The organism is Cryobacterium sp. TMT1-62, assembly GCF_004403145.1.
Classification (GTDB): domain Bacteria; phylum Actinomycetota; class Actinomycetes; order Actinomycetales; family Microbacteriaceae; genus Cryobacterium; species Cryobacterium sandaracinum.
The window spans coordinates 1-25,371 of the sequence record NZ_SOGZ01000039.1; the positions used below are offsets into that span (position 1 = coordinate 1).

Below are 25,371 nucleotides of genomic sequence, written 5' to 3' on the forward strand. Positions count from 1 at the left end.
ACTCCAACGCTCCATCGTCAAGCACCGGGCCGCGATCCTTGCATCGATCGAGCACGGCCTCTCCAACGGCCGCATCGAATCCATGAACACCAAGATCCGGCTCATTACCCGCATCGCGTTCGGCTTCAAATCACCCGACGCCCTCATCGCCCTCGCCATGCTCAGCCTCGGCGGCCACAAACCAGTGCTCCCCGGCCGGGTTTAACCCACAGAAGCAGCAGGAGAGCCAAAATCGCCGTCGAATTCGTTGGGGACGGAGTTGCTGCAGGGCCGCGGACCCGAGAGACACGGTGGCCGGAACGCACTCACATCCCGCGTCACGGTCCACTGCTTGCCTGCGTCGACATCACGAACACCCGGCTCGGAACCCCCAAGCCGCGATCCCGCATCGTCCACGGCCATGAAGGCTCAGTCAGCTATGCGGGGAGGCCCGTGCGGAGTTCGCGGGTCAGCGACTTCACGACGGCCGGCAGGCTGCCGCCGTGCGCCTCGGCGACGCGCAGCTGCCGCTGGTAGCTCGCACCCGCGGTGATGATCCGGTTCAGGCTCTGCAGCTCGTCCAGGCAGCCCAGACGCTCGGCGACGGGGGAGAGGATGCCGATCAGCCGGCGCACATCGTCGGTCACCAGGCTTTCGGCGCCCGCGGCATCCGTGATGATCTCGGCGTCCAGGCCGTAGCGAGCGGCCCGCCATTTGTTCTCACGAACGAACCACGGCTGCATCGGCCCGACCGTCTCGCCGGCGTCGAGACGCCCAGACATCCAGTCGACCAGGCACTGGATGAACGCGGCGATGGCGCCGAGTTCCTCCGTCGTGGACACGCCGTCGCAGGCGCGCACCTCGATGGTTCCCCATCGCGGCGAAGGACGGATGTCCCAGCGCACCTCGGTCGCATCCTCGATCACCCCGGTGGCCGTCATATCGGCCACGTAGCGCTCCCAGGCCTCCCAGTCCTGCAGGATCCACGGCAGGCCGGCGGTGGGCAACTGCTGGAACATGAGGGCGCGGTTGGAGGCGTAGCCCGTGTTCACGCCGGCCCAGAACGGGCTCGACGCCGACAGGGCCTGCAGGTGCGGCAGGAAGCCGAGCAGGCCGTTCAAAATCGGGATGACCTTGGCCTTGTCCTCGATCCCCACATGCACGTGGATGCCCCAGATCATCATGTTGCGGCCCCACCACTGGGTGCGGTCGATCAACCGCTGGTAGCGGGCCTCGTCTGTAACCTTCTGGTCGAACCACTGGCTGAACGGATGCGATCCGCTAGAGATGAGTTCGACGCCCCGCGGATCCGTGATGGCGCGCACCTCGTCAACCTGGACGGCGACATCCGTGACGGCGCCCGCAACTGTATGGTGCACCCCCGACACGAGTTCGACCGTGTTCAGGAGCAATTCCCCGGTGATGTGCGGATGCGGCGTGCCGTCGGGCGCGGCCAGAGCCGTCAGCACCTCTTCGGCCAGGCAGACCAGGTCACCCGACTCGCGGTCGACGAGGGCGAGTTCCCACTCGATGCCAATGGTTGACCGTTTCGACCGGGCAAATTCGATCCCCATGCGCGGTCCTTCCGATCCTGGTTCACCCCTTCGGGCGTGGTTGTGTGACAATCCTGACACCGATTGGCGAAGCGGCGCCCCAGCCGGACGCGGGTCCGGTGATGACCGCGCCGCCCAGCCGGTCGATTATCAGAAAGTCGTCGATGTCTGACAGAATAGTTAGTCGAGTTCTCTTGCGTCCGACCCTCTACTCAGGCGCAGGAAAAAACCTTATTGAGCTTGTGCCGAGTGTGCCCCCACGCTCACGGCCCTCAGTTCGCCAAAAATCAAATACACAGGAGAATTGTGGCTGTCAAAATTCGTTTGAAGCGCATGGGCAAGATCCGTGCACCGTACTACCGCATCGTCGTTGCCGACGCGCGCACCAAGCGCGATGGTCGTGTCATCGAAGAGATCGGCATCTACCACCCCACGCAGGAGCCCTCCGTCATCGAGGTCAAGTCCGAGCGTGCCCTGTACTGGCTGGGCGTTGGAGCACAGCCGACAGAGCAGGTTGAGGCTCTCCTCAAGCTGACCGGCGACTGGGGCATCTTCAAGGGTGACAAGAACGCCGTCAGTACCGTGAAGTTCAAGGAGCCGAAGGCTCCGTTCGTCGCCGACGAGAAGAAGAAGCCGGTTCTGAAGCCGAAGGCCGTCAAGCCTGTGGCCAAGGAAGAGGCACCCAAGGAGACCGAGGCTGCCGCGGAGGCAACCGAAGAGGACAAGGCGTAATTTTGCTCGCTCCCGCGCTCGAGCATCTTGTCAAGGGGATCGTCGATCACCCGGACGATGTGCATGTTGTGACCCAGACGTCCCCACGGGGCGAGGTTCTCGAGGTTCGTGTGAGCCCCGAAGACCTCGGCCGCGTGATCGGGCGTTCCGGGCGCACCGCCAAGGCACTGCGCACCCTCGTGGCCGCGCTGGCCGACGGCCGGCGCGTGCGCGTTGACGTCGTCGACACCGATTTCTGAACTGGTAAATGAGTAGTTGGATATGAGTTCGGTGAACGACAGTACGACTCCGCGCAGCCAGTTGAGGGTGGGGCGCCTGACCAAGGCGCACGGTCTCAAGGGCGCGATCAAGCTGGAATTGTTCACGGATGACCCGGGACGTCGTTTCGTCCCGGGCGCCGTGTTCACCCTGCAGGTGCCCACGGGTTCACCCTGGCACGGCAAGAAAATCGAGCTCGTCGAGCTCCGCTGGTACAACCAGCACGCGGTCGGCTTCTTCAAGGATGTCCCCGACCGTGAAGCGGCCGAAGCCCTCGCCAAGGCGATCCTCTGGATCGACCAAGACGACGCGGAACAGTCCGGCGAAGAAGACGCCTGGTACGACCACCAGTTGATCGGCCTCTCCGTCGTGCGCGACGGCGTCCAGATCGGAACCATCGCGCGGCTGGAGCACCTTCCCGCGCAGGACCTGTTGATCGTGAAGACCCCCGCCGCCGAGGTCATGATCCCATTCGTGAAGGCCATCGTGCCCTCCGTCGACATCACGACCGGCATCGTCACCATCACCCCGCCTCCCGGCTTGCTCGAAGAGCTCCCGGAGGAACCGGACGACGACGATGACAACGTCGACAATAGTGACAACACCGCAGCCACGGCTGCCCCCGAAACTGAATCAGAACCCCAGGCCGAGGTTGACGGAGCCCCCGGCCGGAGCTGAAACACCTCCTCGGGGAGAGGCGCGCCGCGCCCGACCGGCTCCCCACCTCGTCACGACGCGGCAGACCTCTTATTGGAGCACCGTCGCATGTCGTACGTTAAACCGAGCCAACTCGTCGATGACATCACTCACTCCGGCATGCTTAAAACGCAACTGACCCTGGGGCAAATGGTGATGCGGGGTGCGCTTGCCGGGGCGATTCTCGGAGCGGCCACGACCGTCGCCTTAACCGCCACGGCCCAGACCGGGCTGCCGATCGTCGGGGCCGTGCTCTTCCCGGTCGGATTCGCGATGATCCTGCTATTGGGCCTCGAGCTGGTCACCGGTAGCTTCGCCCTTGTCCCGCTTGCGATCATGGAAAGGCGCACGACGGTCACCCGGGGACTCAGGAACTTCTTCGTGGTCATTCTCGCCCACCTCTTCGGGGCCGGACTGTACGCCTTCCTCTACACGACGTCGATCACTTACTTGGGCACGGACATGTCCGACCCGATGGTCCAGGCCATCATCGACCTCGCCGAGCACAAGGTGCTGCCCTACGAGGCGGTCGGTGCCGGCGGCATCCTTGTCGTGATCATCAAGGCCATGCTCTGCAACTGGATGGTCGCCATCGGCACCATCATGTTCTATACGTCCAAGTCCACGGGGGGCAAGATCCTCGCGATGTGGCTGCCGGTGACGACCTTCTTCAGCCTCGGCCTCGAGCACGCGATCGTCAACATGTTCGCGATCCCGGCCGGCATCATGCTCGGCGCCGACGTCACGGTCGGGCAGTGGTGGGTATGGAACCAGGCCCCGGTGCTCCTTGGCAACGTCCTGGGCGCCATCCTCTTCACCGCGCTGCCAATCTACTTCTCGCACCGTACCCATGTGAACCGCGCCCCGGCATCCGGTGAAGCAGTCGACGTCGACGCGGAGGTGGCCGCCGAGGCGACCGAGCCTGCCGAACCCACGCTCGTTCGCTCGTAGACTTCTCCCGTGCGTATCGACATCATCACGATCTTTCCGGAGTTCTTCTCCGTCCTCGACGTCTCCCTGGTCGGCAAGGCCCGGCAATCGGGGCTGATCGACCTTCGGGTGCACAACCTGCGCGACCACACCCACGACCGGCACCACTCCGTCGACGACACGCCCTACGGCGGCGGCGCCGGCATGGTGATGAAGCCGGAGCCATGGGGTGACGCGATCGACGCGATCCTCACCGACGTGCACCCGGGTGCCGAGCCGCCGGATGCGTCCGTCATGCCCGAAACGACGGCGACGGATGCCAGTCCGCTCCTGATCTTCCCGTCCCCGGCTGGGGATTTGTTCACGCAGGCCATGGCCCGGGAGTTGGCCGAGGAATCGAACCTCATCTTCGGCTGCGGACGCTACGAGGGCATCGACCAGCGGGTCTTCGACCACTTCGAGCAGGACGGCCGGGTGCGCTTGGTCAGTCTCGGCGACTACGTGCTCAACGGGGGAGAGGTGGCCGTGATGGCCATGATCGAGGCCGTCGGTCGTCTGATCCCGGGGGTCGTCGGCAACCCGGAAAGCCTTGTCGAGGAATCCCACGAGGACGGCCTCCTCGAATATCCGAGCTACACGAAGCCCGCGGCCTGGCGCGGCCTCGACGTTCCGTCGGTGTTGCTCAGTGGCAACCACGGCGCCGTCGCGGCGTGGCGGCGGGAGCAGCAATTCTTGCGCACGGCCCGGGTGCGCCCGGACCTTCTGCCGCCAGCGAACTGAGCTCGCCGGAGCAGGTCGCCCGGGTAGTCTGGTTTCGTGTTCGTACGCAGGTTCTTCTACTACTGGCAGTTCATTGCCGTCCTCGTGCTTCCGGCGTGGCTCCTGGTCGGCGCCTCCGTTTACGGCAGCGGCGGCTGGGACGTGGTCGGCAGCTTCTTCGGCGGCCTCGTGGTCGGTGTGGGCCTGCTCACCGTGAGCCTGATCTTCTTCGCCCGCACCGAGGTGCGCAGCACCCGCATGGTGTCGTGGGCCGACGTGGGCATCCTCACGCTCTGGCACGCCCTGATCGTGGGCATGGGCTTTACCTACGACGTCGCGCCGGGCCTCGCCGCGCTGGTGATCGTGGTCGGAATCGGCGCGTTCTGGTTCGCCATCTGGGAGCTGATCGCCGCCGCCCGCCGCAGCATGCGGGCCATGATGCTCCTGGTCGAGGAGACGGCGAGGGGCCCCGCGTTCCTGCCGACCGTGCCGCCCACGCTGCCGCCGACCGACGGTTTCATCCCCACGCCGGATCCCTCCGTCATCATCGTGCGCGAGCATTCACTCCGCCCGCCCGGGGAGTCGTTCGAGAAGAAGGAATCCGGGAAGAAGCACGGTCAGGCGCCGGAGGCCTGACCTTCACCCAGCTTTTGCGGGCATGGTGCGTTTCGTGACATAATCATCGCTTGTGCCGTGGCAAGCCTCTGCCACAGGGGAGCTGCAAGGTATCGGCACGAAACACACTCATTCATTTGCTGATTCGCTCGCCTCGCGGGTCGGATCGCATAAGCCGTAGTCGTCCTGTGGCGGATACAGAGAGCGAACAGTATGCATATTCTCGACCAGGTGGATGCCCCATCCCTCCGCAAGGACATTCCGGCGTTCCGCGCCGGCGACACCGTCAAGGTCCACGTCAACATCGTTGAGGGCGCTCGCTCTCGTGTGCAGGTCTTCCAGGGAGTCGTCATCGGACGCTCCGGCGAAGGCGTGCGCGAAACGTTCTGCGTACGCAAGGTCAGCTTCCAGGTCGGCGTCGAGCGTACCTTCCCGGTGCACTCCCCGGTGATCGACCGCATCGAGGTCGTCACCCGTGGTGACGTGCGTCGCGCGAAGCTGTACTACCTGCGCAACCTGCGCGGCAAGAAGGCCAAGATCAAGGAGAAGCGCGACTAACACCCGTCGCAGTCGACTTCCAGCTTGCGCTGAATTCCCCCTGAGCTCCTCACCCGTACACTGGGTCAGGAGCTCAGGCGGTTTAATGACAGATAATTCTCTGCCCACGCGATCCAATCGCCAGGGAACAGAAACAAAGCGCAAGAAGCGCGGCGTTGCACTCTTTATACGTGACCTGCTGGTCATCTTCGTGGTGGCGCTGCTCATCTCGTTCCTGATCAAGACGTTCCTGGTGCGCTCGTTCTACATTCCCTCCGGGTCGATGGAGACCACCCTCCTGATCAACGACCGGATCATCGTGAACCAGCTCGAACCGAAACTGATCCCGGTCGAACGCGGCGACGTCGTCGTGTTCCGGGATCCGGGCGGCTGGCTGCTGCCGCAGGCGCCCCTCGAGCAGAACGCCGTCATCGCCGCCGTGGACTGGGTCATGGCCGCGGTGGGGCTGTCGGCGCCGGACAGCAACGACCACCTGATCAAACGCGTCATCGGGCTGCCGGGCGACCACGTCACCTGCTGCAACCCGCTCGGCCAGATGAGCGTCAACGACGTGCCTCTGTCCGAACCCTATGTGTCTCTGCCGACCGGGGAGACGAGCGTTTCGCAGGACGACTTCGACATCGTCGTGCCAGACGGCTCGCTCTGGGTGATGGGTGACAACCGCTACAACTCCAAGGACTCCCGCTACAACACCGAGACCCCCGGCAAGGGGTTCGTGCCCATCGACAACGTCGTCGGGCGCGCCCTCGTGATCAGCTGGCCGACCGCGCGCTGGTCCTGGCTCGACGACTACCCGGAGGTCTTCCAGGGCGTCCCCACGGAGACGAGGTAGGGAATGGTCGTGGATCCGACCCTCGACGTCGAACGGGCGTTGCTGGCCGCCGGGGCGACCTGCGTGATCGGCGTCGACGAGGTCGGCCGCGGCGCCCTTGCCGGTCCGGTGGGGGTAGGTGTGGCCGTCGTCAACGCCTCAGCTTCGGCCTTCCCGGCCGGTTTGCGCGACTCCAAGATGCTCAGTGAACTCCGGCGCGGGCTCCTTGCGCCGCTGGCTGTCGCCTGGGCGCTGCACTCAGCGGTCGGCCTCGCGACGCCGCTGGAGGTCGACCGACTGGGCATCATCGCCGCGCTCGGCCTGGCCGGCAAGCGGGCCCTCGCGCAGCTGTTCGCGGCCGGGGTCGACATCACCGGCGCCGTGGTGCTTTTGGACGGCAACGACGACTGGCTGAACAGGGCACTGAGCACTCCGCTCAACGTGGTGACGCGCGTGCGGGCCGACCAGGACTGCGCGTCGGTGGCCGCGGCATCCGTGATCGCGAAGGTGCACCGCGACGCTCTGATGATCGAGGCGGATGCCGTGACGCCCGGCTACGAGTGGGCCGGCAACAAGGGCTACGGCAGCCCCGCCCACATGGCGGCGATCGCCCTGCTCGGACCCACTCTGCTGCATCGCAAATCCTGGCTGAAGATCACAGCGTAGGATTGAGGAACCATGGAAGAAGATGAATTCGAGGACTACGACCGCGAGGTCGAGCTGGCCCTGTACCGCGAGTACCGAGACGTTGTGGGGCAGTTTCAGTACGTCGTCGAGACCGAACGACGCTTCTATCTCGCGAACGAGGTCGAGCTGGTGCGCCGTGACACGGAGCACGACTTCTACTTCGAATTGACCATGAAAGATGTCTGGGTCTGGGACGTCTACCGTTCCGACCGGTTCGTGAAGTCGGTGCGGGTGCTGACCTTCAAAGACGTCAACGTCGAGGAACTCGCGTCCAAGGAGTTCGAACTGCCGAAGGAACTCGCGCTCGACGAGTAGCACAACGAAGACTCAGGCCTGGGGGTCTGCACACTCGGCGCAACGATGCGGTCGAGAACGAAGGGTATGTCTTTTGCTTCAGGAATCTGATCGCGCTCTGGCCTCGTGGATCAACCGGGAGGCACTCGCTGAAGAGATGATCCCCTTGATCGGCCGTCTGTATCGGGAAAATCACGTCGTCACGAGCGTGCACGGCCGGGGACTGGTCAACCAGTCGGTGATCGGACTGCTCAAGGCGCACCGCTTCGCGCGCCACATCGACGATGTGGAACTGCCCCTGGAGGAGACCCTGCCGCTGCTGCAGACCCTCAGCACCCTCCGGCTCGGGACCGCGTCGATCGACCTCGGCCGGCTGGCCATGACCTACAAACTCGAAAGTGCCGGGCGCGGCCGGGAGGAATTCCTCCGGGCCGAGCTGGCGGATGTCGTCGACCGGCAGGGTGACTTCGTCACCGCGGGCACGGATGTCGTGCTGTACGGCTTCGGCCGGATCGGACGTCTCCTCGCGCGCATCCTGATCGACCACGCCGGCGGGGGACAGGGTTTGCGCCTGCGGGCCATCGTGGTGCGCCGCGGGTCGGACAACGACATCGTCAAGCGGGCGAGCCTGCTGCGCCGCGACTCGGTGCACGGACCATTCGAGGGCACCATCACCGTCGACCCGGTGGGCAACACGATCCTCGCCAACGGCACGCTGATTCAGGTCATCTACTCGAGCGACCCGGCCACCGTCGACTACACCCGATACGGCATCCAGAACGCTGTCGTGGTCGACAACACGGGACGCTGGCGCGACGCCGACGGACTCCGCCAGCACCTGGCCTGCCCGGGTGTCGCCCGGGTGCTGCTCACGGCTCCGGGCAAGGGCGCGCTGAAGAACATCGTGCACGGCATCAACCACGACGCCATCACCGCGGACGACACCATCATCACGGCGGCATCCTGCACCACCAACGCGATCACGCCCGTGCTCAAGGCCGTGAACGACCGCTTCGGTATCCGGGAAGGCCATGTGGAGACGGTGCACTCGTTCACCAACGACCAGAACCTGATCGACAACTTCCATTCGGGCGACCGCCGCGGGCGCAGCGCCGCCCTGAACATGGTGATCACCGAGACAGGGGCCGCGAAGGCCGTCGCCAAGGCGCTGCCCGAGCTGGCCGGCAAGCTCACCGGCAACGCCATCCGGGTGCCCACGCCCGACGTGTCGATGGCGATCCTCAACCTCACCCTCACGCAGGGCACCACCAAGGACGAGCTCAACACCTACCTGCGCACCATGTCGCTGCACTCCGAGTTGCACAAGCAGATCGACTACATCGACTCGCCCGAGGTGGTCTCCAGCGACTTCCTCGGCTCCCGCCGGGCCGGCATCGTCGACGGCCTGGCCACCATCTGCACCGACACGAAGGCCGTGCTGTACGTCTGGTACGACAACGAATACGGGTACAGCTGCCAGGTCATCCGGGTGCTCGAGGAGATGGCGGGCGTGCATCCGCCGGTGTTCCCGAAGGTGTTGATCGAGCCGGTCGCCCTGGTCTGAGTCACCGAGCGGCGTTGGCCCGGGTTCGGGTCAGCGCGGCCGGGGCTCGCAGATCACGACCGGGATATCACGGCCGGTTTTCTGCTGGTAGCCGTCGTAGCCCCGATAGGCCGCCACGATCTGCGGCCACAGCTCGGCTTTTTCCGCGGGGGACGCGGTTCGCGCCCGCAGCTTCAGGGTGGTGCCGCGCACGGTCAGCTCGACGTCGGGGTTCGCGACCAGGTTGAGATACCACTGCGGGTGGCGGTCGTCGCCGCCCTTCGAGGCGATCAGCACGAAGCGTTGGTGCCCGTGCACGGGGGCGGTGAGCATCGTCGTGCGACGCTTGCCGCTGGAGCGGCCGATGGTGTGCAGCTCGACCGCCGGCATCGACCCGAACGAGGCGAGCAGGCGCCCGCCGGAGGCCGTCAGCACCGCGCGGTGCAGCACGCTCATCGTCTTCATCTGCAGATCCGTCAGCCGATTACGCAGTCCCATGCCTCCAGCCTACGAGGTGAACAGGGGCGACCGACGGATGTCCCGGCGTCTTCTGCCCCGCTACAGGGGCAGCGCCCCGGCAATGTCCACCAGCGCGGCCTCCAGGTTGACGCCCCAGGTCTCCAGCAGCGCGAACAGCACGCCGTAGCCCGCATAGGCGGTGACCGGGATCAGCAGCAGCCACTCCCGCAGGGAGCCGGCGTTGCCCAGCACCGGCACGGACAGGTAGCCGCCCGATGACCACAGATTCTCGAGCACCGGCACCCGGCACCACCATCTGGGCGGTTTCGGGATCCACGGCCAGAACAGGGGCAGCCCGCCGGTGGTGAGCAGGTCGCCCAGAAGGTGCACGCCGTAGCCCAGTGTGAAGCAGATCACGAACCACGAGTGCTGCTCCGGGGCGAAAACGGCGATGAAAGCCGCCACGGCGAAGCCGATTGCCCAGGCCAGCCCCCACGACTGCTTCGAGAGGCCGAGCACCTTGGCCGCAAACGCGATCGCCGCGGCGCTCATCAGGGCCGGGCCGACGCGCACCGGTTCCGTGGCCCAGACGGGCTCCCAGAGCACCAGACCGATCACGGTGGCGAGCAGCCACGCCGAGAACAGGCCGAGCAGGCTGTGCAGGCCGTGCCGGTGGCCGCCGGAGGCCCGGGAGATCCCCGTGGTGACGAGCCGGCCGAGCACGGGGACGGATTGCGAGATGGTGGCCGAGTTGTGGTCGGCGTCGGCGAGGAGGGCCGCCCCGGCGCAGAGCAGCGAGCCGGCGATCGTGCCGACGGGCGTCACAGGAAAGAGCCCGAGGCCGTGCCCGGCGGTCGCCGTGACGGCGATCCAGGCGGCGGCGCCGGTCATGGCATGGTGTGCACCCATCATGAGAGGGGGTCCTAACTGGTCCAAGTCTGATTCAGGCCGTCGGGGGCATGCCGAGCCTCGACTAAGCCGGTTCACCAGTTCCCGTTCAACTGTAGGTGGCTTCCGCTCCCCGCCCGTGCCGGCCGGCACTAGCGTGGGGGCATGAGCACACCGGTTCCGTCCGCGCCCGCCGCGGCATCCGTCGTCGTGGAGCAGGCGCTGGCCCTGGCCCCGCTGATCGACGGCCACAACGACTGGGCGTGGGAGTGCCGGCAGAGCCGCGACTACTCCGTGGAGGGTCTCGGGGGCGGTCTGTCCACCGACACCGACATCGCCAGGCTGCGGGCAGGGCAGGTCGGAGCGCAGTTCTGGTCGGTCTACGTCAGCGACGACCTTACAGGCGCCGACGCCGTGCAGGGCACGCTTGAGCAGATCGACTGGGTCTACCGCCTCGCCGCGCGCTACCCCGACGACTTCGGCATCGCGCGCAGTGCCGCCGACGTGGAGGCCGCCCGAGCGATCGGGCGCATCGCCTCCCTGCTCGGCGCCGAGGGCGGACACAGCCTCAACGACTCCCCAGCCGCGCTGCGCATGTTCGCCCGGCTGGGCGTGCGCTACCTCACCCTCACCCACGTGCACAACACGACCTGGGCCGACTCGGGCACCGATGAACCCGAGCACGGTGGCCTCACACCCCGCGGCGTCGACTACGTGCACGAACTCAACCGGCTGGGCATGCTGGTCGACCTCTCGCACGTCTCCCCGGCCACGGCGCACGCGGCGTTGGACGCGTCCGACTCGCCCGTCATCTTCAGTCACAGCTCCTGCCGGGCCCTCAGTGACCACCCCCGCAATGTGCCCGACGACGTGCTGTGCCGACTGGCCGCCAACGGCGGGGTGCTCATGCTCACCTTCGTGCCCCAATTCCTGTCCGAGGACTACTCGGTCTGGTTCGAGGGCGACCGGGCCGGGCCGGCGCCGGTCGTGACGCTGACGGATGTCGCCGACCACGTCGAACACGCCCGCCGCGTCGCCGGAATGGCCCACATCGGCCTCGGAGGCGACTTCGACGGCACCGACGAGTTCCCTGCCGGCCTCGAAGGCGTCGACGGTTACCCGGCGCTGCTGTCCGAGTTGGCCCGGCGCGACTGGTCGGCCGCCGACCTCGCGGCTCTTGCCGGCGCCAACGTGCTGCGGGTGTTGCGCGAGACGGATGCCGCGTTCGCGGCCGCCGGACACGCGGCATCCGGCGCCTCGGTGCCCCGGTTGGTGCGCTGAGCATGCCGGGCCGGCGTGTTCCGCCAACCCTGCCGGTGCCCGGCTCCGAATCAGTGTCATGACCCCTCGACGACGCCCTGCCTTCTGGATCACCGTGTGGATCGCCGCCGCCGTGCTGCTCGCGGGGGCGGTGGCCCTGGCAATGCTCGCCCAGAGCGGCGTCCTGGGCCGCGGCCTGGGCGAGGCCGACCCGGGTCCCGCGGCCCGCGGCCCCGGCGAGACCGTGGTCGCCTTCTACGGCGACTCCTACACGCGCGGCACCGGCGGCTCGGCTGCGGACAAACGTTGGTCGACCATCGTCTCGGCCGAGCGCGACTGGACCGAGGTCAACCCGAGCCGCAACGGCCTCGGCTTCGTGAACCAGCGGCGGGGGGATGATCTGATCGACCAGGTCATCGCTGCCAGGCCGGACATCGTGATCAGCACCATGGGGCTCAACGACAACTTCTCGATGCCGTCCCGCGCCGACGAGATCGAGGCGGCGATCACCCGCGACTTCGAGACGATCCGGGCGGCCCTGCCAGAGGCGCGCCTCATCGTCGTGGAGCCGTTCTGGTACACCGAGGAGCGCCCGGACTCCGTGGAGCAGATCATCGGCTGGGTTCAGGCGGCCGCGCTCGGCGCCGACGCAGACTACATCTCCGGCGCCTCCTACTGGCTCGACGGGCACCCCGAGTGGATGGCCGACGACGGCCTGCACCCCAATGACGCCGGCTACGCAGCCCTCGCCGAGCGGATGGACGCGGCGCTCGCCGCGCTGGGGCTGTAGCTGGGGGAGTCCTGATCGATTGGTTGTGTCGCTCCCGGAACGGCAGAGCTGGTTGCACCGCGTGGACGCTGGTCAGCACAGACGGACCGCCGTGCCGGCGTCGAATTCGTTCGGGACGGTGGTGCTGAAGGCCGGGCCGGGGGTGGTCCTCCCCAGACGCGGCCGCGCCGCCGACCGCACAGCTTCTCGACCCCGCGAGTGCCGGGAGCGCCTACCCGGCACGCTGGGGGCGGAGGTGCTCGTGGCACGCAAAGACGAACTGGGCAGGCAGGGCGAGGAGTGCGCCGCCCTCTTCCTCGCCGCCGCCGGCTACCGGGTCGTGGAGCGCAACTGGCGCTGCGGGCAGGGTGAGATCGACCTGGTCGCCGAGCTCGGGGGAGAGGTCGTCTTCGTCGAGGTGAAGACGCGTTCGGGAACCCGCTTCGGGCATCCGTTCGAGGCCATCACTGTCGCCAAGCTCGCCCGGCTGCGTCGCCTCGCGGCGGCGTGGTGCGAACAGGCGGATGCCCGGCCCGCCCGCATCCGTGTCGACGCCATCGCCGTGATCATCCGTCCCGGCACCGAGCCCGTGATCGAGCACCTGACGGGCGTGTTCTGATGGGGCTCGCCCGCACGCATGCGGTGGCCCTGGCCGGGATGACCGGGGCACTGGTCGAGGTGGAGGCCGACATCTCCGGGCAGCTGCCGGGTATCATCCTGATCGGGCTGCCCGATGCGGCCCTGTCGGAGGCCACCGAGCGGGTGCGGGCTGCGGCGAAGAACTCGGGCTGTCCGCTCACCCGTAACAAGCTCACCATCAACCTCTCCCCGGCGTCGTTGCCGAAGCACGGGTCGGGCTTCGACCTGGCCATCGCGCTGGCCTGCCTCGGGGCCGACCAGGTGGTCTCGGCCGCGTCGGTGGGCCGGGTGGTGCACATCGGCGAGCTGGCCCTCGACGGACGGCTGCGGCCGACGCCGGGCATGCTCCCGGCGGTGATCGCGGCCTCCCGGCTTGGCCACGGCACGGTGATGGTGCCCGCCGGCAACGTCGATGAGGCGTCCCTCGTGCCGGGCGTGCGGGTGATCGGTGTCGCCTCCCTGCGGGACGCCGCCATCTGGCATGGCGCCGAACTCGAACCGATCCCGGTTGACCCCATCCTCGTTCCCGGCGACGCCGCGGCGGAGACGGCCGAACCCGACCTGGTCGACATCATCGGCAATGACGATGCGATCCTGGCGTTGCAGATCGCGGCGGCCGGCGGTCACCACGTCTTCATGGTGGGGCCGCCCGGCGCCGGCAAGACCATGCTGGCGGCCCGGCTGCCCGGACTGCTGCCCGACCTCGACGCTGAGGCCTCCCTCGAGGTCAGCTCCATGCGGTCGCTCAGCGGCCGCGCCGTCGGGCGCGCCCTGATCACCCGCCCGCCGCTTGAGGCCCCGCACCACACGGCGACGGCGGCGGCCATGGTCGGCGGAGGCAGCGGGCAGGTCCGGCCTGGCGCGGCGGCGCGCGCCTCGCACGGGGTGCTCTTCCTCGATGAGGCTCCCGAATTCGCCTCGGCGGTGCTCGACGCGCTCCGGCAGCCGCTGGAATCCGGGGTGATCAGCATTCACCGCGCCAACGCGGTCGCTCACTTCCCGGCCCGCTTCCAGCTGGTGATGGCGGCCAACCCGTGCCCCTGCGGGCAGTACGGCGCCCCTGACCTGGACTGCACCTGCCCGCCGAGCTCCCGGCGACGGTACTTGGCGCGCATTTCGGGACCGCTGCTGGACCGTATCGACATTCAGCTGCGGGTGCAGCGCATCACTGCCGCCCAGCTGAGGCTGGCCACCGAGACGCCCCGACTGGCGAGCGCCGTCGCCCGCGGACGGGTGATCGAGGCCCGAGCCGCCGCGGCCCAGCGCCTCGCCGGCACGCCGTGGACGCTGAACTCCGATGTGCCCGGCCCCTGGCTGCGCGGCCCCCAGGCCCGGCTGGGCAGAGCGGCCACGGCCATCCTTGACCGGGCGCTTGAACGCGGAGGCATCACCATGCGCGGATATGACCGAGTACTGCGGGTGGCCTGGTCCATCGCCGACCTCGAGGGCGTGTCCCGGCCCGGCATTGAACAGGTAGGGCAGGCCTTGTACCTGCGGAAGGGAATGACGTCATGATGCTGTTTGGGCTGGAGGAATCCACGGTGGTTGCGCTGACCGGGGGCGTGCGGGCATCCGCCGGGTCTGGCCCGACAGATGCCGCGGCCGCCGCCGATGTGTTCGCGCGCGCCGCGTGGACCGGCATCTCGGAGCCGGGCGACGGCGCCGCCGGACTGCTCGTGCAGGGGCTGGGGGCCGGGCCGGCACTCAGTGCCGTCCTCGACCTGTGGACCGGGGCCCGGCTCGCGGGCGCGCTGGCCGCAACGGGGTTGCCACTGACCGACGACCTGCAGGCCCTACTGGAGCAGGCCCTGCAACGCTGGCGGCCGCGGTTATCCTCGGCCGAGGTGATCCGTTCCCTGCAGCAGGCGGCGCGCGCGTCCGCCGGGCTCCTGGTGCCCACTGATGCACATTGGCCGAGAGGCGTCGACGACCTGGCAGTCCACGCGCCGATCGCACTCTGGTGGCGGGGCATCCCGACCGCTCTGACGGCGCTGTCCAACTCGATCGCCCTGGTGGGTGCCCGCGCGGCCACCGGCTACGGCGAGCATGTGACGATGGAGGCCTCCGCCGGGCTCGTCGACCGCGGCTTCCTCATCGTCTCCGGGGCGGCGTACGGCATTGACGGCATGGCGCACCGGGCGGCACTGGCCAGCTCGGGGCTGACCGTCGCGTTCCTCGCCGGGGGAGTGGACCGCTACTACCCGAGCGGCCACGACGCCCTGCTGAGCCGTATCGCCACGATGGGGGCGATCATTTCCGAACTGCCGTGCGGGGCCGCGCCCACCAAATGGAGGTTCCTGCAACGCAACCGGTTGATCGCCGCTGCCAGCGCGGCCACGGTCGTGCTCGAGGCCGGCTGGCGCTCGGGTTCGCTCAACACTGCCGGGCATGCCGCCGCTCTCGGCCGGCCGCTCGGGGCCGTTCCGGGCCCGGTGACCTCGCCGACGTCGGCCGGCTGCCATCGGCTGATCCGCGAGTATGACGCCGTTTGCGTCAGCACAGCCGCGGAAATGGCCGAACTGGTGGGCGAACGGATGCTGGGCCTCACCCTCGACCTGCCGCCCGCCGATGGAGACACGGCCGGGTTCGGCGGCCGCACGAGCGAGCAGGTGCGCGTGTTCGACGCTCTGAGCACGCGGGCGGCGCGCAGCGTGACCGACATCGCCCGTCGGGCCGGACTGTCGATGTCAACGGTGCAGGGGTCCCTCGGCGCCCTCGACCTGGAGGGGGTGGTTCGGGAGAAGGAGACCGGCTGGGTGCGCGGCCGGTAACGGTTCGCCGTTCACCCGACCACCCCCCTGGTCGTCCCCGTCCTTTCGGCGTACGAGCACGTCGACCGTGGCCCCGTCGTTGTCATCCATGATCACTGGAAGACTCCTGATCACTGGACGATCGTGACGATGACGGAGGCGCTCACAAGCCTTGAAGCTTCCGCCGTGAACGTGTACAGGCCCGCTTGATTGCCTTGGTAACTGACCTGGCAGCCACTGAACGTAGCAACACCGTTGAGAGAAGTCCTGGTTGTCGCCGCGCACGACAGCGTGCCGGATCTGTTGGACGGTGGACTCGCAGAGAGCGTGACGCTTACAGCGGCGTTCGCTGTGTTGCCGAAGGCATCCTGGATCGTGATTTCCGGCTGAGGCACGAAGAAGTCGTTCCTCTTATGGCTCTTCTGAGGGAATGTTCCGGTGAAAGCGAGTTTTGACGCGGCCCCGGCCGAGATCGTGGTGGTGTTGCTCGTGGCCGTGATGGGGCCTGCCACGACGGCCGTCAGTGTGTAGGCGCCGGCCTTGTCGATCCGACAACCGGTGAAGGTCGTGACGCCGGCGGTGCTGGCGGAAGCACACGCGGACAGGGTGGCCCCGACGGGTGTGTTGGTGAGGCTCAATGTCACGGCTGCGGTGCTGTTCGTGACGGTGTTGCCACCGGCATCCTGCACCGTGACAACCGGTTGGGTGGAGAAGGCACTCTGACTGATGGCGGTGCTGGTCGGGAAGGCGATGGCTAGTTTCGCTACGGAGCCGACCGATATGGTGAGGCTGCTGGACTCGGCCGTCCAGGTCCCTGAGGCCGCCGTGAGTGTGTAGCTGCCGGGTTTGTCGATCCGGCAACCGGTGAAGGCCGCGACACCGGACGCGGCCGCGAGCGGGTTGCCTGAGGTGCAGGACAGCGCGGCGCCTGCCTGGGTCGTGAGGCTGAGGCTGGTGGTGACGGTGTTTCCGAACGCATCCTGCACGGCAATGACAGGTTGGGTTGAGAACGGGGTTCCGCCGCTACTGCTATTGGCGGGCTGTGCGGTGAAGACGAGTCTCTCAGGAGGCCCGGCGGTGACGTTGATGCCGTTGCTCGTGGCGTCGACGAGCCCGGCCGAGGTGGCGGTGAGCGTGTAGCTGCCGGCCTTGTCGATCTGGCAGCCGGCGAAGGCGGCGATGCCTGAGACGGCAGCCCGGGCGTTCGCGGCGCAGGTCAGGCTGGCCCCGGCGGGTGAGGTGAGGCCGAGGCTGATTGTTGCGGTGCTGCCGGTGATGGTGTTTCCGCCGGCGTCCTGAACGGTGACCACCGGTTGGACGGGCGCGGCGAACGTGGTCTGGCTGGTGATGGAGAAGTCAACGGCAGGTTGGGTGAAGGACAGTTTCTTCGCGGAGCCCACGGAAACGGTCAGGGCGGTGCTCGTGGCGGCGGTCAGGGCACCGGAGGCCGCGGTGAGCGTATAGGTGCCGGCCCTGTCGATGGCGCAGCCGGTGAAGACCGCGACACCGGATGCTGCCGCCAGCGGGTTGGTTGGGCACGTGAGCCTGGCGTCGGCGGGCGACCCGGTGATTGCCAGTGTGACCGGGCTGGTACTGGTGGGCACGGTGTCTCCGGCGGCATTCTGGATCGCGACGCTGGGCTGGGCAGTGAAGACGGCGCCGCTGGTCGCGTCGGACGGTTGGGCCTGGAACGCGACTTTCGTCGGATTCGAGATCGTCACGCTGCCACTGGGGGCGCTCGCCGCGGTCCAGCCGTTGTAGACGGCGGTGACCGTGAAGGTATAGTCGCCGGTCAGAACGAGCAGGTCGTCGCAAAACGCGGTGGCCACGATGATGGTCGGGCTGGTGCCGCAGGCCGGGGTCGGCGTGCCGGTGCCGGTCTTGGTGCGGGTGGCGCAGGAGCCGGTCGGCGCGGGCGTGCCGACGGATGCCGTCCAGCGCAGGCTCACGGTGCCAGCGCTCGTCGCGGGAACGAGCACGTCGGTGGGCGGAAGCAGCGTGCCGAGGGCTGCCGAGCCGGAGCCGAACCCGGGGGCGGTGTAATACGCGGAGGCGCCACCGGTTACGGACACGACCAACACGGCAAGGGTCACGGCGGCGGTGAGGCCGAAGAATGAGAGGCGGGTGTTTCCGGATGCGGAACGGTGGGCACGGAGGGAAGTCACGTCAACCTCTCACAGCTGTCGAACGAGCATGAATGTTCAGGGACTCAGATGTACCAAAATGAAAATCGCACAGGTGGGCAGGCTCGGAGAGAGCCTGCCCACCTGTGATCGAGCTAGTTGGACTTGAGCGTCAGCGTGACGGTGGCGCCCTTGCAGGCGTCCTGGTCGTCAGCGGTGTCAAGGAACATGAGCGTCGAGGCTCCCGTGATGGTCACATCGACGACGGTCTGGCTCCTGGGCATGCCCATCACGCGCGCGTCGGAGACGACGGACGGGGCGATCGTAAAGTTGTCGGCGAAGACACACCCCGGGGCGTCAGTGCTGCCGGTCTGGGAGATGGTTGCGACCTTGAGGCTGGACGTGCCCGCATTTTTTGCGGAGTACGTCACCGGCACGGAGGCGCCCGGGGTCAGACCGTCGGCCAGGTGGGCGCTCAGCACCAGCGAGCCGTTGGACTTGGCGTTGGCCGCCGCACCGGTGCCGGAGCCGGTCGTCGACCAGTAGGCGTACGCTCCGCCTCCGCCGACCAGGAGCATCGCGGCCGCGACGAGCGCGATGCTCCTCACCCGCAGCTGCTTGGCGGTGCCGGCGGTTGCCTCGGGTGTGGTCTTCTTGGTCATGTGATGCCCTTCTATCGATTTCGGGTCTCGACAGTCCTCATCTGTGAGGACACGTGCTGAAAGCTAGGGCGGTCTCGTGTGCGCCGTTAGGCCGGATGAGCCCACAGAATGGGGCTGCGGGCCCCCCCAATAGTGGGTTCGCGCGAATCCCACCGAAGGGTGAATTTGCGCGACGACAGGCCGACGTCGGGGGCAGGCCGTAGTCTGGGCGGCACCCACGAAAGGTGAGCCATGTCAGCCGTGCAACTGGGCCAGTACCCTCCAGCCACCCACCTCATCGCGCATATCAGCGACACCCACTTCCTCGGCGGAGGTCGAGCGCTCTACGGCGCGGTCGACACCGACACCACCGTGTACCAGGCGATGGCACAGTTGGAGCGGTCCGGTCTCCGGCCCGACGCGCTGCTCTTCACCGGTGACATCGCCGACCGCGGTGAAGCCGCTGCGTACCGCCGGGTGCGTGACATTGTCGAGGCCGCGGCCGAACGGATGGGCGCCCCCGTCATCTGGGTGATGGGGAACCACGACAAGCGCGAGGCCTTCCGCACCGAGCTGCTCCGGGAAAAAGGATCCTCGGCGCCGATCGACCGGGTATTCGAAATCGGGGGAGTGCGCATCATCGCACTGGACACGAGTGTTCCGGGCTATCACCACGGCGACCTGTCCGGCGCGCAGTTAGCGTGGCTGGCCGAGGTGCTCAGCGAGCCTGCTCCGCACGGCTCCCTGCTGGCGCTTCATCATCCGCCCGTGCCCACGATGTTGCCGCTGTTGTCCATCCTCGAGCTGCGGGGGCAGCCCCGACTGGCCGAGGTGGTGGCCGGCAGCGATATCCGGGCGATCCTGGGCGGACACCTGCACTACGCGACGACCGGACTCTTCGCGGGTATCCCGGTGTCGGTCGCCGCAGCGACCTGCTACACGATCGATCCGACCGCGCCGCAGGGGGCGCTCAGCGGTCTGCAGGGTGGGCAATCGATCAACCTCGTGCACGTCTACGACGACCAGATCGTGCACTCGCATGTGGCTCTCGGCGAGTTTCCGGCAGCGACCGGCTTCGACGCGGCCTTCCTCGATCGGATGGAGGCGCTTACGCCCGACGAGCGCACCGAGGCCTTCTCGCGGCAGGTCTGACCGAGGTGACTATGCCTGAGTCCGTTCGCATACCACCGCCGGTTCCCGCGCCGGTGCACCTCCTCAATGCGTCTGTCGACGACTTCGTGGTCTACCTGGCCGTTGAGCGCGGCTTCTCCGTACACACCGTGCGCGCCTACCGCACCGACCTGGCGGGACTTATCGCCTTCGCCGAAACTCGCAGCGTCATCGACCCGGCGGCGCTGAGCCTCGATCTGCTCCGCGATTGGCTGTGGGTCGGGACCCAGTCGGGGCTGGCGCGGGCGACCATTGCCCGGCGGTCGGCCTCCGCCCGCAGCTTCACGGCCTGGCTGGCACGCACCGGCGGCAGCGCAACCGACCCCGCCGTGCGGCTGCGCTCGCCGAAACCCGGCAGACCACTGCCCCGAGTGATCAACCACACCCAAATGCAGGAGCTACTCACCCACCTGGAACTTCGTGCCGCCGGTCCCGACCCGGCGGCGCTGCGCGACCTCGCGATAGTGGAACTACTCTATGCGTCGGGGTTGCGGGTCTCGGAGCTCGTTGGCCTCGACGTCACCGACGTCGATCTGCACCGACTCACCGTGCGGGTCACCGGCAAGGGTTCCAAGGAACGCGTCGTTCCCTTCGGCGTGCCGGCCCAGCACGCGATCCTCGCCTATCTCGAACGGGGCCGCCCCCGGCTCGTTGAGACCGCAGCGCCCGCCGAGACCGCAGCCCCCGCCGGGACCGTGGGGCCCGCTGCCGAGAACCGCGCGCACGCAGCGAAAACCGCAGCCGAGAACGCCGCGACGCCGGTGAGCGCGCTGTTCCTTGGTGCGCGCCGCCAGCGCCTCGGCGTGCGGGCGGTCTACCGGCTGGTCGCCACTCTGCTCGCCGATGTGCCCGGCAACGGGCCGGCCGGCCCGCACGCCCTCCGCCACACGGCGGCCACCCACCTGCTCGACGGCGGAGCCGACCTCCGGGCCGTGCAGGAGCTGCTTGGCCACTCCAGCCTCGGCACCACCCAGATCTACACTCATGTCTCGGCCGAACGCCTCAAACAGAGCTACCGCACCGCGCACCCGCGCGCCTGACTCCCCGGCGACGGGTTCCGGGACTGCTCCGCGACTACCTCGCGGCTGCCGGCCCCTCAGCTGTCTCCTCTCAGGAGCAGTGCCGGCAGCAGCACCGCGCGAGGAACTCCGACCAGATACAGCAGTGGTGACACATAGCCACCGTTCAACCGGGCGCCAAGATGCAGGCACTGCCCAGCGCAGTGCCCGCCGTCGGCAACCTGGCCGACGGGCTGCCCTGCCGCGACCCGGTCACCGACCGCGACACTGGCCGACACCGGCTCGATGCTGGATACCAGGCCGTCGTCATGTTCGATCGAGAGTACGGGGCGGTCGACCACGACCCCGGCGAACGAGACGATACCCTCGGCCGGTGCAACCACCTCCCGGCCGGCCTCGGCCGACAGGTCCAGACCTCGATGGCCCGGCGCATACTGGGTGGCCGGCGCCAGGAAACCCCGGAGCAACGGATGCGGCGGAGCCAGCGGCCAGTGCCAGGTGCCGGAGGTGGCCGTCTCCGCGGCCGTCTCCGTGACCGACGCCGCCCCGGGCAATGTCACACCCGCCGCGTCGCTCCGCACCATGGACAGGCAGGACAGCGGCAGCAGCGCGGCCGCGATGAGCAGACGGAAGGCATTCATGCCACCACCGTGCGGCCTCCGTCCCGCCCTAAACCGGCGAGGGCGGTATCCGTGACCGGATCCCGTACCACCCCGCCTGGGGAGGGACGCCCGCACGTGCCGGTGCGCGCACGGGGCACCCCCGTGGGTGCTAACCTTTGAGGAGCAGCGCTTGCGTGCTGACTACGCGTGCCCATTCGGCCTCCAGACCCACTCGGTCCTCGTTTCTTTCAGATGCGAGGCGGTTCTGTGCCGGGCACCAGGAGTGGTGATCATCCGATCACGACACAAACCGATTGGCGTTCGTCTGCATCGCAGCGCGCGCCGGACAAGGAGAACGGCTCATGGCCGTCGTAACCATCCGCCAGCTGCTCGACAGCGGCGTGCACTTCGGGCACCAGACCCGCCGTTGGAACCCGAAGATGAAGCGCTTCATCTTCACGGAGCGCTCCGGCATCTACATCATCGACCTGCAGCAGTCGCTCGGGTTTGTCGACAAGGCCTACGACTTCGTCAAGGAGACGGTTGCCCACGGCGGCACCATCCTCTTCGTCGGAACGAAGAAGCAGGCGCAGGAATCGATCGCCGAACAGGCCATCCGCGTGGGCCAGCCCTACGTCAACCAGCGCTGGCTCGGCGGCCTCCTCACCAACTTCCAGACCGTTTCCAAGCGTCTGGCGCGCATGAAAGAGCTTGAAGAGCTCGACTTCGAGGACACCGCCAAGAGCGGTTTCACGAAGAAGGAAATGCTCATCAAGAAGCGCGAGCTCGTCAAGCTGCACAAGAGCCTCGGCGGCATCCGCAACCTCACGAAGACGCCGTCGGCGCTGTGGGTTGTGGACACCAACAAGGAGCACCTCGCCATTGACGAAGCCCGCAAGCTCGGCATCCCCGTCATCGCGATCCTCGACACCAACTGCGACCCGGACGACGTCCAGTACCCGATCCCGGGCAACGACGACGCCATTCGTTCCGTCGGCCTGCTGACCCGCATCATCGCGGACGCTGCGGCCGAGGGCCTCATCCAGCGCCACGCCAAGCCGGAGGCTGAAATCGAGCCTCTCGCCGCGTGGGAAGCCGAACTCCTGGCCGCTCCTGCCGAGAACGCCCCGGCAGCTGACGAAGCCGTCGCCGTCTCCGACGAGACCGCAGAGGCCGTCGTGGCCGCGCCGGTTGCCGACGAGGAAGCCGCCGCAGCCCCAGCCGCAGAAGCCGAAGCCGCAGCCGTTGTTGCAGCCGACGCTCTTGCCGAAGAAACCAAGTAAGGACCAAGCATGGCAAGCATCAGCCTCGCAGACGTCAAAGCGCTGCGCGAGCGCCTCGGTACCGGCATGGTCGACACCAAGAACGCCCTCGTTGAAGCCGAAGGCGACATGGAAAAGGCCGTCGAAATCCTTCGAATGAAGGGTGCGAAGGGTAACGCCAAACGCGCCGATCGTTCCACCTCCGAGGGACTCGTCGCTGCCAAGGAAATCGGCAACACCGCCACCCTGATCGAACTCGCCTGCGAGACCGACTTCGTCGCCAAGGGCGATAAGTTCGTTGCACTAGCCGAGAAGGTCTTGGACGCGGTCGCCGCTGCCGCGGCCACCACGGTCGAGGAAGGCCTGGCCGCTCCGGTCGACGGTCAGACCGTCGGCCAGCTCATCGACGGCGAGGCCGCGATCATTGGCGAGAAGTTCGAACTTCGCCGCGTCGCATCCGTCGCGGGTGAGAAGTTCGCGATCTACCTGCACAAGACGAGCAAGGACCTGCCCCCGCAGGTCGGCGTTGTTCTGGGTTACTCCGGAGGTGACGCGGAGACCGCGCGCAGCGTGGCTCAGCACATCTCCTTCGCGAACCCCGAGTACCTCGCTCGCGAAGACGTTCCCTCCGACCTCGTTGAGGCCGAACGCCGGATCGTCACCGAGATCTCGAAGAACGAGGGCAAGCCGGAGGCTGCACTGCCCAAGATTGTCGAGGGTCGCGTCACCGCGTACTTCAAGCAGGTTGCACTCCTCGAACAGGATTATGCCAAGGACAACAAGCTGTCCGTCAGCAAGGTCCTGGCTGACGCCGGACTGACCGTCTCGGGCTTCGCCCGATTCAAGGTCGGCGCGTAACCGGTCGTTTGATCGTAGTGAAGGAGATCGGGTTGCAGTCGCAATCCGGTCTCCTTCTGTGTGTGGGCACCCACCAGCCCACCCAGTAGTTTTAGAACACCGCCGGAACACGGCACGGCGCAACACAACACAACCCAACCCAACCCAAGGCAACACTGCACAGCACAGCACGGCACAGAGCATCACGAGGGAAGAAGCGCACAGAATGTCAGATACGGTCAAGAAGCGCAGGGTCCTCCTCAAACTTTCCGGCGAAGCCTTCGGGGCAGGCAGCCTGGGCGTCAATCCCGACGTCATCAGCGCCCTCGCCCGCGAGATCGCCGAGGCGGCCAAGACGGTGGAAATCGCCATCGTCGTCGGCGGCGGCAACTTCTTCCGCGGCGCCGAATTGTCGCAGCGTGGAATGGACCGCGGCCGTGCCGACTACATGGGCATGCTCGGCACCGTGATGAACGCCCTTGCCCTCCAGGACTTCCTCGAGCAGGCCGGATCCGAGACACGGGTGCAGTCCGCGATCGCAATGACCCAGGTCGCCGAGCCGTACATCCCTCGTCGCGCGGAACGCCACCTCGAAAAGGGCCGCGTGGTCATCTTCGGCGCGGGCGCCGGGCTGCCCTATTTCTCCACCGATACGGTTGCGGCCCAGCGTGCCCTGGAAATCGATGCGGACATCGTGCTCGTCGCCAAGAACGGCGTCGACGGGATTTACTCCGACGACCCGCGCACCAACCCGGACGCGCACAAGATCGACCACATCACCTACCAGGAGGCACTGCAGCGCGGCCTCAAGGTCGTCGACTCGACGGCCTTCAGCCTCTGCATGGACAACGGAATGCCCATGCAGGTGTTCGGCATGGCCCCGCACGGCAACGTGACGGCTGCCATTCTCGGCGCCGATCTGGGAACCCTTGTCTCCAACTAAGCTTGACAACGCCATCGAAGAAGGAGTCATCGTGATCACGGATGTTCTGTCCGACGCCACCGCCCGCATGCACAAGGCCGTGGAAGCTGCCAAAGACGACTTCGCGACCGTGAGAACCGGTCGTGCGAACCCGCAGATGTTCGCCAAGATCCTGGTGAACTACTACGGCACACCGACGCCACTGGAACAGCTCGCCTCGCTGCAGAACCAGGAGGCCCGCACGCTCCTGATCGGGCCGTACGACAAGGGCGCCCTGCGAGACATTGAGCAGGCCATTCGCGACACTCCGAACCTGGGCGCCAACCTCGGAAACGACGGCAACGTCATCCGGGCCACGCTGCCGGAGCTGACCGCGGACCGCCGCAAGGAATACGTCAAGATCGTGCGCACCAAGGCCGAAGATGCCAAGGTGTCGGTGCGCAACCTGCGCCGCAAGGCCAAGGACGACCTCGACGCCCTCAAGAGTGAAGTGGGAGACGACGACGTGGCCCGCGGCGAGAAAGAACTCGAACACATCACCAAGACCCACGTGGATGCCATCGACGACGCCCTCAAGCGCAAAGAAGCAGAACTCCTCGAGATCTAAGGACGATC

Annotated in this window: 29 protein-coding genes; 23 read left to right on the forward strand and 6 right to left on the reverse strand. The window is 67.4% G+C overall.

What is annotated here, in order from left to right; genetic code table 11:
* Positions 1-205 (forward strand): transposase (locus tag E3T34_RS11230; protein WP_166785891.1); only part of this gene is annotated, 205 nt, incomplete at its 5' end.
* 211 nt (positions 206-416) lie between these two features.
* On the opposite strand, the gene E3T34_RS11235 is transcribed toward E3T34_RS11230, so the two are convergent.
* Positions 417-1,553 carry a glutamate--cysteine ligase gene (locus tag E3T34_RS11235; protein ID WP_134343029.1) on the reverse strand — a complete coding sequence of 379 codons (1,137 nt, stop codon included), beginning with the start codon at positions 1,551-1,553 and terminating at the stop codon, positions 417-419.
* Positions 1,554-1,838: 285 nt separating this feature from the next.
* On the opposite strand from E3T34_RS11235, the gene rpsP reads away from it, so the two are divergent.
* The 11 genes from rpsP (at position 1,839) to E3T34_RS11290 (ending at position 9,436) form a co-directional block, all read left to right on the forward strand.
* Positions 1,839-2,264 carry a 30S ribosomal protein S16 gene (gene rpsP / locus E3T34_RS11240; RefSeq protein WP_104103105.1) on the forward strand — a complete coding sequence of 142 codons (426 nt, stop codon included), beginning with the start codon at positions 1,839-1,841 and terminating at the stop codon, positions 2,262-2,264.
* A gap of 2 nt (positions 2,265-2,266) precedes the next feature.
* The gene (locus tag E3T34_RS11245; RefSeq protein ID WP_104103108.1) at positions 2,267-2,503 is read left to right on the forward strand and encodes an RNA-binding protein; all 237 of its coding nucleotides are present in this window, start codon (positions 2,267-2,269) and stop codon (positions 2,501-2,503) included.
* A gap of 22 nt (positions 2,504-2,525) precedes the next feature.
* A complete protein-coding gene (gene rimM / locus E3T34_RS11250) occupies positions 2,526-3,200 on the forward strand; it encodes a ribosome maturation factor RimM (protein WP_134343030.1) in 675 nt (224 codons plus the stop codon).
* An 87-nt stretch (positions 3,201-3,287) separates the two neighbouring features.
* Complete coding sequence (locus tag E3T34_RS11255) at positions 3,288-4,169, forward strand: formate/nitrite transporter family protein (protein WP_134343031.1); 882 nt, start codon at positions 3,288-3,290, stop codon at positions 4,167-4,169.
* Positions 4,170-4,178: 9 nt separating this feature from the next.
* Positions 4,179-4,928 carry a tRNA (guanosine(37)-N1)-methyltransferase TrmD gene (gene trmD, locus E3T34_RS11260; protein ID WP_104103117.1) on the forward strand — a complete coding sequence of 250 codons (750 nt, stop codon included), beginning with the start codon at positions 4,179-4,181 and terminating at the stop codon, positions 4,926-4,928.
* A 36-nt stretch (positions 4,929-4,964) separates the two neighbouring features.
* Positions 4,965-5,543 (forward strand): MFS transporter, encoded by a 579-nt coding sequence (locus tag E3T34_RS11265; protein ID WP_104103120.1) that lies wholly within the window; start codon positions 4,965-4,967, stop codon positions 5,541-5,543.
* 192 nt (positions 5,544-5,735) lie between these two features.
* A complete protein-coding gene (rplS, locus tag E3T34_RS11270; protein WP_104195167.1) occupies positions 5,736-6,080 on the forward strand; it encodes a 50S ribosomal protein L19 in 345 nt (114 codons plus the stop codon).
* Between the two features lie 85 nt (positions 6,081-6,165).
* A complete protein-coding gene (lepB, locus tag E3T34_RS11275; protein WP_104103128.1) occupies positions 6,166-6,912 on the forward strand; it encodes a signal peptidase I in 747 nt (248 codons plus the stop codon).
* Between the two features lie 3 nt (positions 6,913-6,915).
* Entirely contained in the window at positions 6,916-7,557 is a 642-nt protein-coding gene (locus E3T34_RS11280) for a ribonuclease HII (RefSeq protein ID WP_134343032.1), read from the forward strand.
* Between the two features lie 12 nt (positions 7,558-7,569).
* The gene (locus tag E3T34_RS11285) at positions 7,570-7,893 is read left to right on the forward strand and encodes a DUF2469 family protein (protein ID WP_066596196.1); all 324 of its coding nucleotides are present in this window, start codon (positions 7,570-7,572) and stop codon (positions 7,891-7,893) included.
* Positions 7,894-7,966: 73 nt separating this feature from the next.
* Positions 7,967-9,436 (forward strand): glyceraldehyde-3-phosphate dehydrogenase, encoded by a 1,470-nt coding sequence (locus E3T34_RS11290; protein ID WP_134343033.1) that lies wholly within the window; start codon positions 7,967-7,969, stop codon positions 9,434-9,436.
* Positions 9,437-9,466: 30 nt separating this feature from the next.
* Here E3T34_RS11290 and E3T34_RS11295 read toward each other — a convergent pair whose 3' ends face one another.
* Both E3T34_RS11295 and E3T34_RS11300 read right to left on the reverse strand, forming a co-directional pair.
* Positions 9,467-9,913, reverse strand: a complete 447-nt coding sequence (locus E3T34_RS11295) for a nitroreductase family deazaflavin-dependent oxidoreductase (RefSeq protein WP_104103135.1) — start codon at positions 9,911-9,913, stop codon at positions 9,467-9,469.
* Positions 9,914-9,973: 60 nt separating this feature from the next.
* Positions 9,974-10,786, reverse strand: a complete 813-nt coding sequence (locus E3T34_RS11300) for a metal-dependent hydrolase (RefSeq protein WP_104103138.1) — start codon at positions 10,784-10,786, stop codon at positions 9,974-9,976.
* A gap of 141 nt (positions 10,787-10,927) precedes the next feature.
* On the opposite strand from E3T34_RS11300, the gene E3T34_RS11305 reads away from it, so the two are divergent.
* The 5 genes from E3T34_RS11305 (at position 10,928) to dprA (ending at position 16,201) form a co-directional block, all read left to right on the forward strand.
* Complete coding sequence (locus tag E3T34_RS11305) at positions 10,928-12,043, forward strand: dipeptidase (RefSeq protein WP_104103141.1); 1,116 nt, start codon at positions 10,928-10,930, stop codon at positions 12,041-12,043.
* A 58-nt stretch (positions 12,044-12,101) separates the two neighbouring features.
* The gene (locus tag E3T34_RS11310; RefSeq protein WP_104103143.1) at positions 12,102-12,812 is read left to right on the forward strand and encodes an SGNH/GDSL hydrolase family protein; all 711 of its coding nucleotides are present in this window, start codon (positions 12,102-12,104) and stop codon (positions 12,810-12,812) included.
* A 241-nt stretch (positions 12,813-13,053) separates the two neighbouring features.
* Positions 13,054-13,410 (forward strand): YraN family protein, encoded by a 357-nt coding sequence (locus tag E3T34_RS16550; protein ID WP_104103537.1) that lies wholly within the window; start codon positions 13,054-13,056, stop codon positions 13,408-13,410.
* Complete coding sequence (locus E3T34_RS11320; RefSeq protein ID WP_134343034.1) at positions 13,410-14,945, forward strand: YifB family Mg chelatase-like AAA ATPase; 1,536 nt, start codon at positions 13,410-13,412, stop codon at positions 14,943-14,945. Before E3T34_RS16550 ends, E3T34_RS11320 begins: the two co-directional genes overlap by 1 nt.
* The gene (gene dprA, locus E3T34_RS11325) at positions 14,942-16,201 is read left to right on the forward strand and encodes a DNA-processing protein DprA (protein ID WP_104103149.1); all 1,260 of its coding nucleotides are present in this window, start codon (positions 14,942-14,944) and stop codon (positions 16,199-16,201) included. The genes E3T34_RS11320 and dprA overlap by 4 nt, the downstream gene beginning before the upstream one ends.
* Positions 16,202-16,311: 110 nt before the next feature.
* On the opposite strand, the gene E3T34_RS15880 is transcribed toward dprA, so the two are convergent.
* Together E3T34_RS15880 and E3T34_RS11335 are read right to left on the reverse strand one after the other, a co-directional pair.
* Entirely contained in the window at positions 16,312-18,345 is a 2,034-nt protein-coding gene (locus tag E3T34_RS15880; RefSeq protein WP_166785892.1) for a hypothetical protein, read from the reverse strand.
* 113 nt (positions 18,346-18,458) lie between these two features.
* Positions 18,459-18,965, reverse strand: a complete 507-nt coding sequence (locus E3T34_RS11335) for a hypothetical protein (protein WP_134343035.1) — start codon at positions 18,963-18,965, stop codon at positions 18,459-18,461.
* Positions 18,966-19,196: 231 nt separating this feature from the next.
* Between E3T34_RS11335 and E3T34_RS11340 the strand changes: the two genes are divergently transcribed.
* Both E3T34_RS11340 and E3T34_RS11345 read left to right on the forward strand, forming a co-directional pair.
* Positions 19,197-20,096 carry a phosphodiesterase gene (locus E3T34_RS11340; RefSeq protein WP_134343036.1) on the forward strand — a complete coding sequence of 300 codons (900 nt, stop codon included), beginning with the start codon at positions 19,197-19,199 and terminating at the stop codon, positions 20,094-20,096.
* An 11-nt stretch (positions 20,097-20,107) separates the two neighbouring features.
* Positions 20,108-21,154: a tyrosine-type recombinase/integrase gene (locus tag E3T34_RS11345; protein WP_134343037.1), complete on the forward strand. Its 1,047-nt coding sequence runs from the start codon at positions 20,108-20,110 to the stop codon at positions 21,152-21,154.
* A 56-nt stretch (positions 21,155-21,210) separates the two neighbouring features.
* Here the strand turns inward: E3T34_RS11345 and E3T34_RS11350 are convergent, their stop codons facing one another.
* On the reverse strand, positions 21,211-21,774 hold the full coding sequence (locus E3T34_RS11350) for a M23 family metallopeptidase (protein WP_134343038.1): 564 nt from the start codon (positions 21,772-21,774) through the stop codon (positions 21,211-21,213).
* 323 nt (positions 21,775-22,097) lie between these two features.
* Here E3T34_RS11350 and rpsB point away from each other — a divergent pair, with 323 nt between their 5' ends.
* From rpsB to frr, 4 genes are all read left to right on the forward strand, one after another.
* Positions 22,098-23,018 (forward strand): 30S ribosomal protein S2, encoded by a 921-nt coding sequence (gene rpsB, locus E3T34_RS11355; protein ID WP_134343039.1) that lies wholly within the window; start codon positions 22,098-22,100, stop codon positions 23,016-23,018.
* A 9-nt stretch (positions 23,019-23,027) separates the two neighbouring features.
* On the forward strand, positions 23,028-23,855 hold the full coding sequence (gene tsf / locus E3T34_RS11360) for a translation elongation factor Ts (protein WP_134343040.1): 828 nt from the start codon (positions 23,028-23,030) through the stop codon (positions 23,853-23,855).
* Positions 23,856-24,060: 205 nt separating this feature from the next.
* Positions 24,061-24,777 carry a UMP kinase gene (pyrH, locus tag E3T34_RS11365; RefSeq protein ID WP_104103173.1) on the forward strand — a complete coding sequence of 239 codons (717 nt, stop codon included), beginning with the start codon at positions 24,061-24,063 and terminating at the stop codon, positions 24,775-24,777.
* A 31-nt stretch (positions 24,778-24,808) separates the two neighbouring features.
* Positions 24,809-25,363: a ribosome recycling factor gene (gene frr, locus E3T34_RS11370; RefSeq protein WP_104103176.1), complete on the forward strand. Its 555-nt coding sequence runs from the start codon at positions 24,809-24,811 to the stop codon at positions 25,361-25,363.
* Positions 25,364-25,371: the final 8 nt, after the last annotated feature.

Bases quoted from the DNA above. Each gene is read 5' to 3' on its own strand.
- E3T34_RS11300 (WP_104103138.1), bottom strand. From the start codon at position 10,786: ATGATGGGTGCACACCATGCCATGACCGGCGCCGCCGCCTGGATCGCC.
- E3T34_RS11320 (WP_134343034.1), top strand. From the start codon at position 13,410: ATGGGGCTCGCCCGCACGCATGCGGTGGCCCTGGCCGGGATGACCGGG.
- E3T34_RS11280 (WP_134343032.1), top strand. From the start codon at position 6,916: ATGGTCGTGGATCCGACCCTCGACGTCGAACGGGCGTTGCTGGCCGCC.
- E3T34_RS11235 (WP_134343029.1), bottom strand. From the start codon at position 1,553: ATGGGGATCGAATTTGCCCGGTCGAAACGGTCAACCATTGGCATCGAG.
- E3T34_RS11285 (WP_066596196.1), top strand. From the start codon at position 7,570: ATGGAAGAAGATGAATTCGAGGACTACGACCGCGAGGTCGAGCTGGCC.
- E3T34_RS11345 (WP_134343037.1), top strand. From the start codon at position 20,108: ATGCCTGAGTCCGTTCGCATACCACCGCCGGTTCCCGCGCCGGTGCAC.
- E3T34_RS11335 (WP_134343035.1), bottom strand. From the start codon at position 18,965: ATGACCAAGAAGACCACACCCGAGGCAACCGCCGGCACCGCCAAGCAG.
- lepB (WP_104103128.1), top strand. From the start codon at position 6,166: ATGACAGATAATTCTCTGCCCACGCGATCCAATCGCCAGGGAACAGAA.
- pyrH (WP_104103173.1), top strand. From the start codon at position 24,061: ATGTCAGATACGGTCAAGAAGCGCAGGGTCCTCCTCAAACTTTCCGGC.
- E3T34_RS11255 (WP_134343031.1), top strand. From the start codon at position 3,288: ATGTCGTACGTTAAACCGAGCCAACTCGTCGATGACATCACTCACTCC.
- E3T34_RS11310 (WP_104103143.1), top strand. From the start codon at position 12,102: ATGACCCCTCGACGACGCCCTGCCTTCTGGATCACCGTGTGGATCGCC.
- rpsB (WP_134343039.1), top strand. From the start codon at position 22,098: ATGGCCGTCGTAACCATCCGCCAGCTGCTCGACAGCGGCGTGCACTTC.
- E3T34_RS11295 (WP_104103135.1), bottom strand. From the start codon at position 9,913: ATGGGACTGCGTAATCGGCTGACGGATCTGCAGATGAAGACGATGAGC.
- dprA (WP_104103149.1), top strand. From the start codon at position 14,942: ATGATGCTGTTTGGGCTGGAGGAATCCACGGTGGTTGCGCTGACCGGG.
- rplS (WP_104195167.1), top strand. From the start codon at position 5,736: ATGCATATTCTCGACCAGGTGGATGCCCCATCCCTCCGCAAGGACATT.
- E3T34_RS11350 (WP_134343038.1), bottom strand. From the start codon at position 21,774: ATGAATGCCTTCCGTCTGCTCATCGCGGCCGCGCTGCTGCCGCTGTCC.
- E3T34_RS11340 (WP_134343036.1), top strand. From the start codon at position 19,197: ATGTCAGCCGTGCAACTGGGCCAGTACCCTCCAGCCACCCACCTCATC.
- tsf (WP_134343040.1), top strand. From the start codon at position 23,028: ATGGCAAGCATCAGCCTCGCAGACGTCAAAGCGCTGCGCGAGCGCCTC.
- rimM (WP_134343030.1), top strand. From the start codon at position 2,526: ATGAGTTCGGTGAACGACAGTACGACTCCGCGCAGCCAGTTGAGGGTG.
- E3T34_RS11305 (WP_104103141.1), top strand. From the start codon at position 10,928: ATGAGCACACCGGTTCCGTCCGCGCCCGCCGCGGCATCCGTCGTCGTG.